Source organism: Curtobacterium sp. VKM Ac-1393, assembly GCF_015350995.1.
In the GTDB taxonomy this organism is placed as follows: Bacteria; Actinomycetota; Actinomycetes; order Actinomycetales; family Microbacteriaceae; genus Curtobacterium.
Map to the genome: position 1 here is coordinate 244,082 of NZ_JADKRW010000007.1, position 18,323 is coordinate 262,404.

The 18,323-nt window shown below is 71.8% G+C and carries 10 protein-coding genes and 1 tRNA gene; 8 read left to right on the forward strand and 3 right to left on the reverse strand.

Features of this window, described 5'->3' with window-relative positions:
• Positions 1 to 9 precede the first annotated feature (9 nt).
• Both ITJ59_RS16665 and ITJ59_RS16670 read left to right on the forward strand, forming a co-directional pair.
• Positions 10 to 3,165, forward strand: coding sequence for a PD-(D/E)XK nuclease family protein (locus tag ITJ59_RS16665; RefSeq protein ID WP_194652396.1), 3,156 nt, complete (start codon positions 10 to 12; stop codon positions 3,163 to 3,165).
• Positions 3,162 to 6,401 (forward strand): UvrD-helicase domain-containing protein, encoded by a 3,240-nt coding sequence (locus ITJ59_RS16670; protein WP_194652397.1) that lies wholly within the window; start codon positions 3,162 to 3,164, stop codon positions 6,399 to 6,401. Before ITJ59_RS16665 ends, ITJ59_RS16670 begins: the two co-directional genes overlap by 4 nt.
• Positions 6,402 to 6,594: 193 nt before the next feature.
• Here the strand turns inward: ITJ59_RS16670 and ITJ59_RS16675 are convergent, their stop codons facing one another.
• Positions 6,595 to 7,593, reverse strand: coding sequence for a phosphotransferase (locus ITJ59_RS16675; protein ID WP_194652398.1), 999 nt, complete (start codon positions 7,591 to 7,593; stop codon positions 6,595 to 6,597).
• Positions 7,594 to 7,735: 142 nt separating this feature from the next.
• On the opposite strand from ITJ59_RS16675, the gene nudC reads away from it, so the two are divergent.
• A complete protein-coding gene (gene nudC / locus ITJ59_RS16680) occupies positions 7,736 to 8,671 on the forward strand; it encodes an NAD(+) diphosphatase (RefSeq protein ID WP_194652399.1) in 936 nt (311 codons plus the stop codon).
• On the forward strand, positions 8,668 to 10,443 hold the full coding sequence (locus ITJ59_RS16685) for an ATP-dependent helicase (RefSeq protein ID WP_323749537.1): 1,776 nt from the start codon (positions 8,668 to 8,670) through the stop codon (positions 10,441 to 10,443). The genes nudC and ITJ59_RS16685 overlap by 4 nt, the downstream gene beginning before the upstream one ends.
• On the opposite strand, the gene ITJ59_RS16690 is transcribed toward ITJ59_RS16685, so the two are convergent.
• Positions 10,334 to 11,191 carry a hypothetical protein gene (locus ITJ59_RS16690; protein WP_194652400.1) on the reverse strand — a complete coding sequence of 286 codons (858 nt, stop codon included), beginning with the start codon at positions 11,189 to 11,191 and terminating at the stop codon, positions 10,334 to 10,336. The two genes, ITJ59_RS16685 and ITJ59_RS16690, sit on opposite strands and share 110 nt — an antisense overlap.
• 109 nt (positions 11,192 to 11,300) lie before the next feature.
• A complete protein-coding gene (locus tag ITJ59_RS16695; protein WP_194652401.1) occupies positions 11,301 to 12,752 on the reverse strand; it encodes a zinc-dependent metalloprotease in 1,452 nt (483 codons plus the stop codon).
• A gap of 128 nt (positions 12,753 to 12,880) precedes the next feature.
• Here ITJ59_RS16695 and ITJ59_RS19725 point away from each other — a divergent pair, with 128 nt between their 5' ends.
• The 4 genes from ITJ59_RS19725 (at position 12,881) to ITJ59_RS16715 (ending at position 18,284) form a co-directional block, all read left to right on the forward strand.
• Positions 12,881 to 13,990 carry a PDZ domain-containing protein gene (locus tag ITJ59_RS19725; RefSeq protein WP_323749538.1) on the forward strand — a complete coding sequence of 370 codons (1,110 nt, stop codon included), beginning with the start codon at positions 12,881 to 12,883 and terminating at the stop codon, positions 13,988 to 13,990.
• 165 nt (positions 13,991 to 14,155) lie between these two features.
• Complete coding sequence (locus ITJ59_RS16705; protein WP_194652402.1) at positions 14,156 to 17,116, forward strand: UPF0182 family protein; 2,961 nt, start codon at positions 14,156 to 14,158, stop codon at positions 17,114 to 17,116.
• 63 nt (positions 17,117 to 17,179) lie between these two features.
• Positions 17,180 to 17,256, forward strand: a tRNA-Met gene (locus ITJ59_RS16710).
• A 173-nt stretch (positions 17,257 to 17,429) separates the two neighbouring features.
• Positions 17,430 to 18,284, forward strand: coding sequence for a carbon-nitrogen hydrolase family protein (locus tag ITJ59_RS16715; RefSeq protein ID WP_194652403.1), 855 nt, complete (start codon positions 17,430 to 17,432; stop codon positions 18,282 to 18,284).
• The last annotated feature ends 39 nt before the right edge of the window (positions 18,285 to 18,323 follow it).

The window sequence follows — 18,323 nt, forward strand, 5'->3', positions numbered from 1 at the left end:
CGTACGAGCGTGCCGCAGACCACGCTGACACCAGCCCCCGCAGACGTCGGCGTCGCACGTGCCCTGGTCGACGACGCGACGCAGGCGGCCGTGCTCGCGCTGCCCGAGGGCCGGCACGCGGCGGTCATCGGCTCACCCGGCACGGGGAAGACGACCACGCTGGCCCGGCTCGTCGCCGACCGGCTGAACCGTCCGGGCGCGATCAGCCCCGACGGGCACGCCACGGTGCTGGCGCTGACCTCGGCGCGGACCGCCGCCACCGCGCTGCGCGACCGGCTCGCCGCCACGGTCGACCGCGTGGTGCCCGGAGCGCTCGCCCGGACCGTGAACTCGCTGGCGTTCCAGATCGTCGCGCACGCCGCCGCGGTCCAGGGGCAGGACGCCCCGACGCTGCTGACCGGTGGCGAGCAGGACCGCATCATCGCCGACCTGCTCGCCGGTCACGAGATCGACGGCACCGGTCCGGAGTGGCCCGAGCCGATCACCGCGGTGGTGCGCGAACGCGCCGGGTTCCGCACGGCGCTGCGCGACGTCATGATGCGTGCGGTCGCGGCGGGCGTCGAGCCCGAGGACATGCGCGAGCTCGGCGACGAGGGCGGCCGACCCGAGTGGCGGGCCGTCGGTGACTTCGTCGACGAGTACCGCGCGTCGGTCACGGCGTTCCGCACCACGAGCCTCGACTCCGGTGAACTCGTCGCGTTCGCCACCGCCGCCGTCCTGCGGGGCGAGCTGCCCGCGAGCATCGCCGCCCTCGGACTGATCGTTGTCGACGACACCCAAGAACTCGTCGAGGGCGAGATCGCGCTGCTCGGTGCGCTCGCCCGGTCCGGTGTGCAGATCGTGGCGTTCGGCGATCCGGACATCGCTGCCTCGGCGTTCCGCGGCGCCGAACCCGACGTGCTCGGGCGCCTGGCCGTCCGCCTCGGGGTGGACCGCGTCGACGAGCTGTTCCTCGGCACCGTGCACCGCCACCCCGCGCCGATCCGAGCGCTGGTCTCGGGCATCACGGGCCGGATCGGCACCGCGGCCGCCGGCCGGCAGCGCGCCGCCACCGCGAGCGACGAGGACACCAGGGCCGACGCCGTCGTGCACCTCGAGGCGGCCAGCCGGTCGGCGCTGGTCGTCGCGATCGCTCGGCGGCTCCGCGAGCACCGCCTGCTCGACGGCGTGCCGTGGCACCGGATGGCCGTGGTCACCCGGAGCGGTGCCGCGATCCCCGAACTCGTGCGCGCGCTGTCGGTCGCCGAGGTCCCCGCCACCGCCGGCGCCGCTCCTGTCCGTCCGCGCGACGACTCCGCGGCGCGGGCTCTGCTCGACGCCGCAGCCGTCGCCCTCGGGGTGCTGCCGCTGGACGCCACCCTGGCCACCGCGTTCGCCACCGGACCGCTCGGCGGGCTCGACACCCTGGCGATGCGCCGGCTCCGGCTCGCCCTGCGACGCGAAGAGCTCGCGGGCGACGGCACCCGCACCGCCGACGAACTGCTGGTCGACGCGCTCGGTGCGCCGGAGCGCCTGGCCACGGTCGACGCGGGATTCGCACGACGGGCCACCCGCCTCGCGCGCAGCCTGGTGCAGGCGCACGCCGACGCCCAGGCCGGTTCGAGCATCGAGGAGATCCTCTGGGGACTGTGGGAGCGCAGCGGGCTCGCGAAGTCGTGGGGCGGGCAGTCAGCGGCCGGCGGGGTCGGCGCGGGCGAGGCCGACCGGCACCTCGACGCGGTCGTCGGACTGTTCACCGCAGCGAAGCGGTTCGTCGAGCGCACCCCGGACGCTCCGGCGCGGGTGTTCGTCGACGACCTGCTCGGTGCCGACCTGCCCGAGGACTCCATCGGCCCCGATCGCACCACCGGTCGCGTGCGGGTGCTCACGCCGTCGGCGACGATCGGACTCGAGTGCGACGTCGTCGTCGTGCTGGGGCTGCAGGACGGCGTGTGGCCGAACACCCGGGTGCGCGGCAGTCTGCTCGATCCCGACGGCCTGGTCCGTGCGGCCTCGGGCGTCGAACGCTCGCCGATCGACGACCGAGCGGCCGTGGTCGCCGACGAGCTCCGGCTGTTCGCCCGTGCCGTCTCCCGCGCCACCACCCAGGTCGTGATCGGCACCGTCGCGAACGACGACGAGTCCCCGTCGCCGTTCGTCCGCCTGGTGCCGGTGCCACCGGACCGACAGCCGACCGTGCACCCGCTGTCCCTCCGTGGGTTGGCCGGGTCCCTCCGACGACGTGTGGTGCTCTCCGGCGACCACGAGGCCGCCTCGGCGTTGGCCCGGCTGGCCGACGCCGAGGTCCCCGGGGCCGCGCCCGACCATTGGTACGGACTCGCCGAGCCGACGACCGACGAACCCCTGGTCGACCTCGCGGCCGATCCGGTGCCCGAGGTCGAGGGCAGCGAACCCGTCGCTCCCACCGTGTCGGTCTCGCCGTCGCGCATCGGCACGTTCGAGGAGTGCCCGGTGCACTGGTTCGTGCAGACCTTCGGGGGCGGTGCACCGAGCCCGGCGATGGGGATCGGCACGATCGTGCACGAGGTGATGGAGCGCGCGACCGAGATCGACGTGGAGTCGCTGTGGGAGCGGGTCGAGGCCAGGTGGGACGAACTGACCTTCGAGTCGCCGTGGGTCGCCGACCGTGAACGCGCGCGCACACGACGGATGATCGAGGGGCTCAGCGACTACCTGCGCACCTTCGCGGGAGCCGGACGCCGGGTGCTCGGCGCCGAGACCTCGTTCGCGCTCGTGACCGGCCCCGCCCGGATGCGCGGCAGCATCGACCGCATCGAGGTCGACCCCGAGGGCCGCGTGAGCGTCGTGGACCTGAAGACCGGTCGGTCGATGCCGAGCGAGAAGAACGACATGCCCGAACACCCGCAGCTCGGCGCCTACCAACTGGCGGTCGAGGACGGCGCGGTCGAAGGGGTGCCGGCCGGCTCGGTGATGACGGACGCCCGGCTGGTGTTCGTGCAGAACCCCCGCGGCGGGCACGCGTACTCGGAGCGCACCCAGCAGGCGTTCGACGACGACGCCCGCGATGCCTACCGGGAGCGACTGCACGGCGTCGCCCGCGGCATGGCGGCACGGACGTTCCTGGCGAACGTCGACGACCACTGCGAGAAGGCACGGACCGGCGTCGAGTGCCGGATCCACGTGGTGGCGGAGGTGACGTGGTGACCGACACGACCGACACGACCGACACGACCGACACCGTGGCGCCCACGATCCGGCACGGTGCCGACGCCATCGCCGACGCGCTCGAACGCCCCCGACCCACCGCACAGCAGCGCGCCGTCATCGAGTCCCCGCTCGCCCCCGCCCTGGTCGTCGCCGGCGCCGGCAGCGGCAAGACCGAGACGATGGCGTCGCGCGTGGTCTGGCTGCTGGCCAACGGCCTGGTCCGACCGGACGAGGTCCTCGGCCTGACCTTCACCCGCAAGGCCGCCGGTGAGCTCTCGATCCGCATCAACGACCGCATCCGTGCGCTCGAACAGGTCGGGCTGATCACCCCGGGCGACGCCTTCGAAGCGCCGACGGTGTCGACCTACAACGCGTTCGCGAACGCCGTCTTCCGCGAGAACGCCCTGCTCGTCGGCCGCGACGGCGAGTCCCAGGTCCTGACCGAACCGTCCGCCTGGCAGCTGGCCCGCCGCGTGGTGGTGGCGGCCCGCGACGACCGGCTGGCCGGACTCGACCGCGACGTCGACACGCTCACGGCCGCCGTGGTCGCGCTCGCCGGGGCGACGTCCGAGCACCTCGTCGAGCCGGAGGACCTCCGCCGCTTCGCCGTGGAGTTCTCCGAGCTGCTCGAACTCCCCGGCAACCGCGGCAAGCCGTACAAGGCGATCACCGACGCCGTCGCCGCGATCGGTGCGCTGGAGCCCCTCGCCGACCTGGTCGCCGAGTTCCGCCGACAGAAGGTCGACCGCGGTTTCGTCGAGTTCTCCGACCAGATCGCCCTCGCGCTCGCCGCAGCCGAGTCCGCCCCTCGTGTGGTCACCGACCTGCGGCAGCGGTTCGGCGTCGTGCTGCTCGACGAGTACCAGGACACCTCGGTGGTGCAGACGCGGTTCCTCGCCAGGCTGTTCCGCGGGCACTCGGTGATGGCCGTGGGCGACCCGCACCAGTCGATCTACGGGTTCCGCGGTGCGAGTGCGGCGAACCTCGCGCGCTTCCCGCGCGACTTCGGCGGTACCGAGCCGGACGCAGCCCGTCCGGTCACGTTCGCGCTGTCGACGAGCTGGCGGAACCCGGTCGACGTCCTCGCCGGGGCGAACGCGATCGTCGCGCCGCTCTCCGAGGCGTCCGAGGTCGACGTGGAGCGCCTGTCACCGCGACCCGGTGCGGACGCCGGCACGGTCCGCGTGGTGTTCCCGGAGACCCTGCCGGAAGAAGCCGACGAGGTCGCCGCGTGGTTCCAGGCCCACCGGAAGCAGCGACCGACCGCGTCGATGGCGTTGCTGCTCCGTGCCCGCAAGGACCTGGCGTCGTTCACCGCGGCGCTCGGAGCCCGCGCGGTGCCCTTCCACGTGCTCGGCACCGGCGGGCTGCTCCAGCGTCCCGAGATCGTCGACCTGGTGGCCTGCCTGCGGGTGCTCCACGACCCGGCTGCCGGCAACGACCTCATCCGGTTGCTCGCCGGCGCACGGTGGCGGGTGGGAGCGGCGGACATCGTCGCCCTGCACCACCTCGCGCGGTGGCTGTTCCAGCGCGACCACACCCAGCAGCGACTCGACGACGAGCTGACCGCAGCCTTCCGGGCCTCGGTCGCGGCGGGGGAGCACGGGTCGATCGTCGACGCCCTGGACTTCGTGGCGACGGCACCGGACGAGCACGGCGCGCTCGAGGGCATCACACCCGCCGGTCGCAGCCGGATGCGGGAGCTCGGCGCTCGGCTCGCGATGCTGCGGTCGCGTGCCGGCAGCGACCTGGTCGACTTCGTGACGCTCGTGGTGCAGGAGATGCGGCTCGACATCGAGGTCGCAGCGCACGAGCAGGGCAGCGGGGCGTACCTCGACGCCTTCATCGACGAACTCGCCGGGTTCGTCGCCACCGACGACCGCGCCGACCTCGGGTCCTTCCTGGGCTGGATCGACGCCGCCGCCCGTCGTGACGACATGGGCCCGCGCTCCGAGGAGCCCGAGGCGGGAACGGTCCAGATCCTGACGATCCACGGCTCGAAGGGCCTCGAGTGGGACGCCGTCGCGGTGCCGCGCATGGTCGAGGGCGGACTGCCCGCGCGACCGCAGGAGGGCTCGTCCGGCTGGCTCGGCTTCGGCCGGTTGCCCTACGAGTTCCGCGGGGACGGCGCCGAGCTGCCGAACCTCGCGTGGCGTGGACAGGAGACCCAGAAGGACGTCACCACCGCGATCGACGCCTTCAAGGAGCAGATGAAGGCGCGCAACGAGGACGAGGAGCGGCGACTCACGTACGTCGCGCTGACCCGTGCCCGCCACAACCTGCTCGTGTCCGGCTCGTTCTGGGCCGGCGGCGTGCGGCCCACCGAACCGAGCCGGTACCTCCACGACCTGGTCGAGGCCGGGGTCATCGACGGCACCGCGATCCCGGAGACCACCGTGCACGACGAGAACCCCCTCGGCGAGGACGGCGCGACGCAGCTCTGGCCGCACGTGCCGTTCGGGCAGCGGGCGCCCCGGGTGCTGGCGGCGGCCGAACGGGTGCGGAACGCCAACCCCGGCGCCTCCGGTCGTTACGCGGCCGACATCGACCTGCTGCTCGCGGAACGACGGGCGACCCGGAACGCGAAGCACGCGGTCGTCGTGCCGCACCGCGTGCCGGCGTCCGGTTTCAAGGACTACCTGACCGAGCCGGACAAGGTCGCCGAGCGCCTGCGCCGACCGATGCCGGAACGTCCGTACCGCGCGACCCGGCTCGGCACGCTCTTCCACCAGTGGGTGGAGCAGCGCGCGCGGACAGGCGGGTCGCTCGAGACCCTCGACGTCTGGGGTGACGAACTCGACGCCGACGACCTGGTCGACGCCGCACCCGACGCCGTGGTCACGGACGACGACGCCCGACGGCTCGCCGAGTTCCAGGCCACCTTCGCCCGATCCCGATGGGCCGGTCGCACACCTGTCGAGGTCGAGCGGGAGATCCACATCCCGTTCCTCGGGCACAGCGTCGTCTGCAAGCTCGACGCCGTGTACGAGATCGACGGTCGCGCCGAGGTGGTCGACTGGAAGACGGGCAAGGCGCCGTCGGGCACCGACGACCTGGCCCGCCGGACCCTGCAGCTCGCGTTGTACCGGGTGGCGTACGCCGAGTTCACCGGGCGGCCCCTCGACCAGGTCGACGCGGTGTTCTACTTCGTCGCCGATGACCTCGAGGTCCGCCCGACCGAAATGCTGGACCGAGCCGGCCTGGAGCGTGCGTGGACGGACGCGATCGGCTGACGGGCCGCCGGGCTGATGGGCCGCCGGGCCGCACCCGGTCGGCGGACGTGACGGTTCGGCGGAGCGCCCCGCGCCCGCCCGGCGACGCACTGGAGGCCCGGTGCCGGTCCGGCGGACCGGCACCGGGCCTCCAGGCGGTCACGTGCACCGCGCACCACGCGACCGACGTCGGCCGCCCGGCCGACGCGTGGGGTCAGCCGTGCCGGCGCTCGGTCGACGACAGCAGCTGCTCGACCTCGCCGATCTCCATCGTCTCGGGGGACACCGACTGCAGCGGTTCCGCGCTCGGCGCGTGCACCGCATCCACCAGTCGGTGCATCATCGCGACCGCGTCGTCGACGACCTCGGTGCTCTTGGCCTGCACGCCGTGCAACAGCCAGTGCGCCGTCTCGAGCTCGTGGTGCACCCGAGCGCGCTGCGCGAGCTGGCGGTCGCGCCCGCCGCCGTTCGCCTCGTAGGCGCTCAGCACGGTGTCGAAGGCGTCGCGCCGACCGGCGAGCACCCAGGCGAGGTCCTTCGCCGGGTCGCCGAGCCGGAGCTCGCCCCAGTCGAGGATCCCGCTGACGGCGTCTCCGTCGACGAGCAGCACGCCGGTGCCGATCGATCCGTGCACGACGGTCGGGGTGAACTGCCACAGCTGCTGGTCGCGGGCGGCGCCCTCCCAGCGTTCGACCAACGCGGCGGGCACGAGCTTGGTGGCGACCGCGCGGTCCATCACCGAGACGGCCGACCGCAGCACCTCGAACGGGGTGAGCGAGGGCAGACCGGCGTCGGAGACGAAGCTCGTCGGCAGCTGGTGGATCGCGGCGAGGGCGCGGCCGACGCTCGTGGCGAGCTCGGGGCGCTCGGCGAACGACGCGAGCGTCGGGTGCGCGCCCGACAGACGGGTGGTCACGATGGCGCGGGTCGATCCGATCGGCGCCTGACCGCGGTACTCGGCCACACCGAACGGGAGGCGCGTGCGGATCCCGGCGCTCAGCGCTCGGATCGCGACGAGGTCGGCCGACTGCCGGGCTTCCGCCCGCTGGTTGCGGGGACGACGGATGACCAGCTCGACGCCGTCGGCGTCGCGGAGGAGCGCCGACTCGTAGTCACCGGCCGCGGCCGAGCCGAGCGTGCGCGTGCCCGTGACGACGAGACCGGGCACGGCCGTCGTCGCCAACGCGGCTAGAGTGAACTGGGATCCCGCCATGCCCTCAGGGTAGGTGCGTGACGCCTGCACGGGTGCACGCCACGCTGTTCCCGAAGCCTTCCCAGCACGCCTTGTCCGCCCGCACCGTCCGTCCGCCTTCCCCGCAGGTCTACCCTGCACTCGCACCGAGGAGTCCTCTGCCGTGACCGTCGAGTTCGCCTCCCGGCTCCCGCTGTCCCGCAACGAACTCGACCGCGACGCCGAGTTCCGCACGACGCCGGACCTCGACCAGGTCCTGCGCGAGGACCCAGCGACCCGGTACCTGCCGGTGCACGGCTCGGAGATGCTCCGGAACGCCGACGGCACCCTGCGGTTCGTGACCGCGGCCGACGTGCCGGTCGGCACCGTGACCCTGTACCTCGGCCGCGCCGTGTCGGACGCTGCCGACGCCCCCGCCGGCACCCGCTTCGTCGCCGCCCTCGTCGACGACGCCACCGCGTCGGCCATCGAACCGTCGGACGACGCGTGGGAGAGCCTGCGCATGTTCGGCACCGAGCTGTCCCCGCGCGACCAGGGCCTGGCGGTCGAAGCCGTCGCGATGGCGAACTGGCACGCGGTCCACGGGTTCTCACCCCGCACGGGGTCCGCGACCGACGTCGTCACCGGCGGCTGGGTGCGCCGCGACCCCGAGGGGCACGAGCACTTCCCGCGCACCGACGCCGCGATCATCGTCGGTGTCGTCGACGCCGACGACCGCATCCTGCTCGGCTCGAACGCCGCGTGGGACGCCAACCGGTACTCGTTGCTCGCCGGGTTCGTCGAACCGGGGGAGTCGCTCGAGGACGCCGTCCGCCGCGAGGTGTTCGAGGAGTCCGGCGTGCACGTCGAGGAACCCGAGTACCTCGGCTCGCAGCCGTGGCCGTTCCCTGCGTCGCTGATGGTCGGTTTCCGGGCCCGGGCGGTGGACGGCGACCCGTCGACCGCGCGGCCGGACGGCGTCGAGATCCTCGACGTGCGCTGGTTCTCGCGCGACGACATCCGGGAGCGTGCGGGGGACACCCTGCTGCTGCCCGGTCGGACGTCGATCGCCCGCGCCATCATCGAAGAGTGGTACGGCGGGCCGCTGGACCTGCCGTGAGCGGCGCTGGTGGTCCGGTGTCGGCTGGTGGTCCGGCTGGTGCTCCGGCCGAGATCCGGCCGCCGTCGCCCGATGAACTCCTCGCCGCGCTCGACACCGAGCAGCGCACCGTCGCCCGGACGCTGCTCGGCCCCGTCGCGGTGCTCGCCGGCGCCGGGACCGGCAAGACGCGGGCGATCACGCACCGGATCGCCTACGGCGTCGCGACCGGCACGTACGCGCCGAACCACGTCCTCGCGCTGACGTTCACCAGCCGTGCGGCCGGGGAGTTGCGGTCCCGGCTCCGATCGCTCGGTGCCGGCACGGTGCAGGCGCGCACGTTCCACGCGGCTGCCATGGCGCAGCTCAGCTACTTCTGGCCGGACACCGTCGGCGGGCACGCCCCGAAGATCGTCGAGTCCAAGGGCCGGATGATCGCGCACGCTGCGGACACCGTCGGCATGTCGGTCGACACCCCGGCGCTCCGCGACCTGGCCGCCGAGGTCGAGTGGCGCAAAGTGCAGATGCTCTCGCTCGAGGAGTACGAGGCCGCCGCCGCCGAACGCGTGATGCCGCGCGACACCTCGCCCCGCCGGGTGATCGACCTGATGAAGGCGTACGAGCGCCTGAAGGACGACCGCCGGCAGCTCGACTTCGAGGACGTCCTGCTCACCACGCTCGGCATGGTCGAGTCAGAGCCGCGGGTGGCGTCGTACGTGCGGCAGCAGTACCGGTTCTTCGTCGTCGACGAGTACCAGGACGTCTCGCCCGTGCAGCACGACCTGCTGCGCGCATGGCTGGGTGGCCGCGACGACCTCTGCGTCGTCGGTGACGCCAGCCAGACGATCTACTCGTTCGCCGGCGCCTCGAGCGACTACCTGCTCGGCTTCGGTTCCGAGTTCCCCCGCGGCTCGGTCGTACGGCTCGAACGGAACTACCGCTCCACCCGCGAGGTCGTCCACGCCGCCAACACCCTGATGCGCGGACAACCGGGTGCACTCGATCTGGTCGCCCAGACCCAGGAGCCCGGCCCGGACCCGCTCGTCGTGCCGTGCGTGCACGACGGCGACGAGGCCCAGACCATCGCCCGGCGCATCGCCGAGCTCGTCGCCGCCGGGGCGTCGTACGGCGACTGCGCGGTGCTGTTCCGTGTCGGAGCGCAGTCCGCGGCGCTCGAGTCCGCGCTGGGTCGCAACGGCATCCCGTACCGGGTGCAGGGCGGAACCCGGTTCTTCAACCGACCCGAGGTGAAGCTCGCCGTCCACCACATGCGCGGCGAGGCGATCCGGCAGACCGACGACGAACTGACCCGACGTGTCCGGCTCGTGCTGCAGGTCAGCGGGTGGACGTCGACCGCGCCCGAGGGCACCGGCGCCGTCCGCGAGCAGTGGGAAGCGCTGCAGGCGATCATGGGCCTGGCCGAGGACGCCCCCGCCGGCACGACCATGCAGCAGTTCACCCAGGACCTGGTCGACCGCGCGGCGACCCACCACGAGCCGGAGATCGACGCCGTCACGTTGGCGACCCTGCACTCGTCCAAGGGCCTCGAGTGGCCGAACGTGGTCATCGCCGGAGCCGCCGAAGGACTCCTGCCGATCTCGCACGCCACCACGGACACCGCGGTCGACGAGGAACGCCGCCTGTTCTACGTCGGCCTGACCCGTGCGCGACGGACCGTGACGATCACGTGGTCGCGACAGGGTTCCACGCGTGGGGGAGCGCGGGCCCCGAGTCGGTTCCTGGCAGCGCTCGGCACGCACACCGCGGATGGAGCGGCACCGACCACCGGCTGACGGCCAGGTCACCCCGGTCGAACACGAGCTGGTCCGGGTCGGCGCGCTGCGTGCGGAGCGGCAGCCGTTCGACCAGCAGACGCGTCGTGGCCGCGGCCACCGCGGCCGTGCGCCACGGCGACAGTGGTTTCGGTGGTCGCCCCCACAGCTGCGACGCGATCGCCGGCCACGCCGGATCGTCGTCCACGCGGGCGAACTCGGCACACTGCAGGCACGGCCCGGCCCCCGGGACGACGAACGGCCCGAGACGGATGCGCCCGTCGCCCACGACGACCGCCAGGTGCGGCACACCTCGGCGGGACCAGGCGGCGCGGAGCGCCGGGTCGACGACGTGGTCGGCGACCACCACCGCGAGTCGGGGGTCGTGCTCCGGCACCACGACCGGGCCACCCCGCGAGGACGACGTCCGTGCGACGGTCACACCCTCGCCGGACAGGTAGGACGCCACCGTGTCGGCGAGCGCACCCGAGCCGTGCACCTCGATCCGTTCAAGTGGTTCCGGCAGGACCTCGATCACCGCTGGGGACGCTGCGCCGAGGATCCGTGCGGCCACGTCGGGCGGGCAGCCCGACGCGGCGGCGAGACCGCTCAGCGCCTCGCGCCCGGTCTCGCGGCGCAGGGCGCTGAGGAACCGTTCTTCTCCCACTGACGGCACGGCGACCACGGCGCGCGGTGGATCGACCCCGAGCTGCACCGTCGCCGGGTCGCGCCAGACGAACTCGAGTGTCGGATCGATGCGGATGCCCATGGACCCACGGTGCCCGAGTCGGGGGCACGCGTGGGGTCGGGCGGTGGATCTGTGGAGAACTCGCCGTGCCGTGCCGGGCACGCCGTTGCCGGGCTCGCCGTTGCCGGTCTCAGCGGGGCTGGTCGCCGGGGTGGTCTTCGTCGGCACCGGACTGGTCCGTGGCCGGGCCGTCGGTGTCCGGGGCGCCGGTGCCCGGGGCGCCGTCGTCGACGCGGCCGGACTCGTCCTCGTGCGGGCGCGAGCCGGTGGCGTCGTTGAGCAGGTCCTCGAGCGCCTTGTCGAACGCGTCGTCCTCCTCGGTCTGTGCCGGGTTCCGCAGGCGGGCGACCAGGGCGTCCGGTGCGTCGACGTCGTCGGACGTGGGCACGAGGTCGAAGTGCGACCAGAGCGCGTCGCGCTGCTCGGCACCGAGCTCGTCCGTCACGCGCTGCCACATGGCAGCGGCCTCACGCAGGCGGCGCGGTCGGAGTTCGAGACCGACGAGGGTCGCGAACGCGGATTCCGCGGGCCCACCGGCTGCCCGGCGTCGGCGGACCATCTCGGCGATCGCACCGCTCTTCGGCAGTCGCACGGTCGCAGCGGCCGTGACGGTGTCGACCCAGCCCTCGACGAGCGCGAGCATGGTCTCGAGCCGGGCGAGCGCGGCGTCCTGCTCCGGCGTCCGCGGCGGGATGAGTGCACCGGAGGCCAGCGCATCGCGCAGCTGCTCCTGGTTCGTCGGGTCGATGTCCGCCGCGAGCTCCTCGACGCGGTCGAACGGGATGTGGATGCCCCGGGCGTAGTCGGTGATCGACGAGATGATGTGCAGGCGCAGCCACCGTGCGGAGCGGAAGAGCCGTGCGTGCGCGAGCTCGCGGACCGCCAGGTAGATGCGGACCTCGTCCTCGGAGACGTCGAGCCCTTCCGCGAACTCGGCCACGTTCTGCGGCAGGAGCGCCGCGACCTGCTCGTCGAGCAGGGGCACACCGACGTCGCCGCCGGACACGACCTCCTTCGACAGCTGGCCGACGACCTGGCCGAGCTGGATCGCGAAGAGTGCACCACCGACCCCGCGCATGGCCTTCGAGACGTCACCGAGCATCGCCTTGAGCTCCTCAGGCGCTCGCTGGTCGATCGCCTCGGTCAGGGCATCCGCGATGCTGAACGCCACGGGCTCGGCGATCTGGGTCCACACCGGCACCGTCGCCTTCGCCCACTGCTCGCGCGTGTAGAGACTCGGCTTGGCGGTGAGCTCGGCGACGGTCGTGACCTCGTCGAGCCAGAGCGCGGCGACCTGGAAGGCCTGGTCGGCAGCCTGCGACGCCACCGGGTCGACGGCGTGACCGCCTTCGCGGGCGATCGCGGTGGCGCGCTCGGCGGTCGCGGAGAAGTCGATGCCGTCCCCGCCGGACTGCGCAGCGCGCTGCAGCTGGCTCATCAGGTTCGCCACGAAGGCCGGGTCGTTCGGCAGGCCGGCTGCGCCGGCGAGCTGCGACGGGTCGATCTGACCCTCGCCCGAGAGCAGCTTGCGCAGCATCTCCTGGAAGTCGTCGTCCGGCCCCGGCTGTGGTTCATCAGGCATGCCGACTACGCTAATCGCTGCTCACGGGGCCGCACCTGGGATGCCCCCGTGGGAACGCCCGAACCGCTGCGCCGAGGGCGAACAGTCCCGCCGTACGGTGTGGACGACCGCCCCTGGAAGGACCCCGCGTGACCCTCTTCGCCCCCGCGCCCCGACGTCGTTCGCGTGCCAGGACCGTCGGCTGGGCGTTCGTGATCGGCGCCGTCGTGCTCGGGATCCTGGCGAGCGTCCTGCCGAGCCCGTACCTGATCGAGGTCCCCGGACCGGTCTACAACACGATCGGCACCCAGAAGCAGGGCACGGGCAAGGACGCGAAGGACGTCAAGCTGATCCAGGTGTCCGGGCACGAGACCTACCCGACGGCCGGAGCGCTGGACATGCTGACGGTCGGCATCCAGGGCGACGCCACCAACCGTCCGTCGTGGACCAGCGTCGTGCGTGCGATCTTCACGAAGTCCGAGGCCGTGATCCCGGTCGAGGCGATCTACCCGACCGGCACAACGACCGAGCAGGTCAACCAGCAGGACTCCGCCGACATGCAAGCCTCGCAGCAGTCCGCGGTGGCCGCTGCACTCGTCCAACAGGGCTACGACCTGCCGACGGACCTCGAGGTCGGCGTCGTGCAGAAGGGCTCGGCGGCGGACGGCACGATCGAGAAGGGCGACGTCATCACCGCGTTCGACGGCACACCGCTCACCACGAACGCCGACGCGACGACGCTCCGCGAGGCCGTTGCGAAACACGGCACCTCGACCCCGGCGACCGTGACGATCGAACGCGACGGTTCGACGAAGGACGTCCGGGTGACCCCGCGCGAAGAACAGGGCGCGGCCCTCCTGGGCGTCGGCGTCACCGAGAAGTACGACTTCCCGTTCGACGTCTCGATCAAGCTGCAGGACGTCGGTGGCCCCTCGGCCGGCATGATGTTCGCGCTCGGGATCATCGACGAGATCACGCCGGGCAAGCTGAACGGCGGCGAGCACGTCGCCGGCACGGGCACGATCACCGCCGACGGCGAGGTCGGGGCCATCGGCGGGATCCGGCAGAAGCTCTACGGTGCGCGGGAGGCGGGCGCGACGGTGTTCCTCGCTCCGGCGGACAACTGCGACGAGGTCGTCGGCCACGTGCCGGACGGACTGGACGTCTACAAGGTGTCGACACTCGACCAGGCCGTCACGGACCTGCAGACGATCGCGGACGGGAAGAGCACCGCGAAGCTCGCCCGCTGCGGTTCCTGACCGGATTCCTGAGTCCTCGCACAGTTTCACGCTCCGCCGCGTCCAATAGGATCAGTGCACTGACGGCCCGCCGCGAGCCGGGCCCGCCGGTCCGACACGTCTGGAGCACATCAAGTGACGACAACTTCGTCCACCTCGGGGCGGCGTTCGCCGCGGGTCCCGATCGTGGTCACGATCATCGTGCTGGCCGCACTGGTGATCGGCTTCTTCATCTTCGCCAGCCTGTACACCGACTACGCGTGGTTCGCGCAGCTCGGGTTCCAGCAGGTCCTCACGACGCGGTGGATCGCAGGGACCCTGATGTTCCTCGCGGGCTTCCTCGGCATGGCGGTGCCCGTCTTCCTGAGCATCTGGCTGGCCTTCCGGTACCGCCCGGTCTACGCGAAGCTCAACTCGCAACTCGACCGTTACCAGCAGGTCATCGAGCCGCTCCGCCGCGCGGTCATGATCGGCATCCCGGTCGTGCTCGGCATCTTTGCCGGGCTGTCGACCTCGGGGCGCTGGAGCATGGTGCTCGAGTACTTCAACCGCACGCCGTTCGGCAAGAAGGACCCGCAGTTCGGGCTGGACATCGGCTTCTACGTGTTCGAGCTGCCGTTCTGGCGCTCGATCGTGGCGTACTCGTCGGCCGTCGTGCTCATCGCCGGCCTCGCCGCACTCGCTGCCTGCTACCTGTACGGCGCGCTGCGCTTCGGTGGTCGTGAGGTCCGGATCTCCCGTGCGGCGCGCATCCAGCTCGCCTCGACCGCGGCGCTCTACATCGCCCTGCAGGCCGTCAGCCTGTGGCTCGACCAGTACGCGGCGCTCACCAAGTCGAACTCGCTCATCACCGGTGCGCAGTACACCGAGGTGAACGCGGTCATCCCGGGTCGCGAGATCATGGCGGGCATCGCCGCGATCGTCGCGCTCCTGTTCATCGTGACCGCGGTGATCGGCCGCTGGCGCATCTCGATCGTCGGCACCGGGCTGCTGCTCGTCGCCGCGATCGTGATCGGTGGTGTCTACCCCTGGATCGTCCAGCGCCTGCAGGTCAAGCCGTCGGAGCGCACCTACGAGTCGGCCTACATCGAGCGGAACATCAAGGCCACCCGTGATGCCTACGGTGTCTCGGACGTCAAGGAACAGAACTACGACGCCACGACCGAGGCGAGCTCCGGCGCCCTCGCGCAGGACGCGCAGACCACGGCGAACATCCGTCTGATCGACCCGAAGATCGTCTCCGACACGTTCAGTCAGCTGCAGCAGTACCGGCAGTACTACCAGTTCCCGGACGAGCTCGACGTCGACCGCTACGACGTCAAGGGCGAGACCGAGGACACCGTCATCGCCGTGCGTGACATCGACCTCGACGGCCTGAGCTCCGCGGCGAACACCCAGTACAACCGGGCGTTCGTGTACACGCACGGTTACGGCGTGACCGCGGCCTTCGGCAACCAGCGCGCGAGCGACGGCAAGCCGGTGTTCCTCGAGTCGGGCATCCCGTCGAACGGTGCCCTGGGCGACTTCCAACAGCGCGTGTACTTCGGTGAGACCTCGCCGGCGTACTCGATCGTCGGGGCGCCGAAGGGATCGAAGGACGTCGAACTCGACTACCCCTCCGGCTCCGACGACGACAACGGCGGCAACGCCACCACGACGTACTCGGGTGACGGCGGGCCGAGCGTCGGCAACTTCTTCAACCGGCTCGTCTACGCGGCGAAGTTCCAGTCCGAGCAGGTCCTGCTGTCGGACGCCGTCAACAAGGACTCGCAGATCCTCTACGACCGTGACCCGATCACGCGTGTGCAGAAGGTCGCGCCGTACCTGACGGTCGACAGCGACGCCTACCCGGCGATCGTCGACCACCGCATCCAGTGGGTCGTCGACGGCTACACCACGAGCGACGCCTACCCGTACTCGCAGAGCCAGAGCCTGTCGGACAGCATCGCCGGCGCCGAGTCCTCGGCGTACCGGACCGACCAGGTGAACTACATCCGCAACTCGGTGAAGGCCACGGTCGACGCCTACACGGGCAAGGTGACCCTCTACGCGTGGGACACCAAGGACCCGGTGCTGAAGACGTGGCAGAAGATCTTCCCGACCTCGGTCAAGTCGGTGTCGAGCATGAGCGCGGAGCTGCTGGACCACGTCCGGTACCCGACGGACCTGTTCAAGGTGCAGCGTTCGATCCTCGGCACCTACCACGTGACGAACGCGAACTCGTTCTACTCGGGTGACGACGCGTGGAACACACCACAGGAGCCCACCACCACCGGTGGGACCGACTCCGACACCAGCGCCGCGGACACGTCGACGACCACGAACGCCCTTGGGGCGCAGACGACCACGACGGCGAGCAAGGCGAACCTGCAGGATCCGTACTACCTGACGATGAAGGTGCCGGGGCAGGAGACCGCGTACAACCTGTACACGACCTACATCCCCCAGCAGTCCGCCGGAGCGAACAACCGCAACGTGCTGACCGGGTACCTCGCGGCCGACTCCGACGCAGGAGGTGCTGGGAAGGGCAAGAAGGCTTCGGGCTACGGCAAACTCACGTTGTTGACGATGCCGAAGACCGACAACATCCCGGGCCCGGCGCAGGTGCAGAACCTGTTCAACTCCGACACCACGGTGTCGCAGGAGCTGAACATCCTGAAGCGCGGCAACTCGACCGTGAAGCAGGGCAACCTGCTCACCCTGCCGGTCGGCGGCGGTTTCCTCTACGTGCAGCCCGTGTACGTCCAGTCGACGTCGAGCGGTTCGTACCCCCTGCTGCAGAAGGTGCTCGTCGCGTTCGGCGACAAGATCGCCTTCGAGGACACCCTCGACGAGGCACTGAACTCGCTGTTCGGTGGCGACTCGGGGGCCGCAGCCGGTGACTCCGGTGCCGGGAGCTCCGGCTCCTCGGGCTCTGGCTCGTCGTCAGGCTCCGGCTCGTCCGGTTCCGGCTCGTCGGGCTCCGGTTCGACCGGCTCGGGCACCGTCGACAACGACGCGCTCCAGCAGGCGCTCTCCGACGCGAACGATGCGCTGCAGGACCGCCAGCAGGCCTACGCCGACAACGACCTGGTCGCTGCAGCCGAGGCCGACAAGCGCCTGCAAGAAGCCATCCAGGCCGCGACCGCGGCCGAAGACGGCAGCTGACACGCCGTGGCGGGGCACTCGATTTGTGCCCCGCCACGACCGTGTGTAGGCTATTCAATGTGCCGCGGGGTGGAGCAGTTCGGTAGCTCGCTGGGCTCATAACCCAGAGGTCGTAGGTTCAAATCCTGCCCCCGCAACCAAGCGTCACATGAAAGCCCCGGTCCGAAAGGACCGGGGCTTTCCTCGTTCCCGGACACGAGTTCCCGGACACGAGTTCCCGGACACGAGTTCCCGGACACGAGTTCCCGGACCCGAGCTCCCGGACACCAGCCGCCGACGACTGTGTCCGGCACCACGCCGGTACGCTCGGCGGATGTCCACCCTCACGATCGCAGCAGCGCAGTTCGCCCCGGTGGACGACACCGAGGCGAACCTCGCGACCATCCGCACCGCGGCCGTCGACGCCGCCGCGCGGGGAGCCGACCTGCTCGTCACGCCGGAGTACTCGTCCTACTTCACCGCCGACATCGACGAGCGGTTCGTCGCCGCAGCACAACCGCTCGACGGCCCGTTCGTCTCGGGGCTGCAGGACATCGCGCGCGAGACCGGACTCGCGTTGGTCGTCGGGATCGCCGAGACCGCGGAGCGAGCTGCCCCGGCGACCCCGGAACGCTTCCGCAACACCCTGGTCGCGGTGCTGCGGTCGGGGGAGCTCGCCGCGACCTACCGGAAGGTGCACCTCTACGACGCCTTCGGTTCGCGGGAGTCCGACCGCATCGAACCCGGCGATCCGGAGCAGCTGCCGGTCTTCGAACTCGCGGGCCTCCGGATCGGGCTCGAGACCTGTTACGACCTGCGCTTCCCCGAGGTCACCCGGCGGCTGGCGGCTCCGGAACACGGGGCAGCCGACGTCGTCGTCCTGCCGGCCGAGTGGGTCCGTGGCCCCGGCAAGGAGCAGCACTGGCGGACCCTGCTGACCGCGCGGGCGATCGAGAACACGGTCTGGGTGGTCGGCGTGGGTCAGACGCCCCCGGTCGGCATCGGCGCCTCGGTGGTGCTCGACCCGTCCGGCGTCGCCGTGGCCGCCGCCGGCGCGACGCCCGCCACGCTGGTCGCGACGGTCGACACAGCGGTCACCGACGCCGTCCGGCGCGTGAACCCGTCACTGGGTCTCCGCCGGTACGACGTCGCGGTGCGGACCCAGCCAGGAGGCGCGGCTCACCCCTGACGCGCACGTTCCGTCCCATCGCGGTCGCCCTGCAATGCC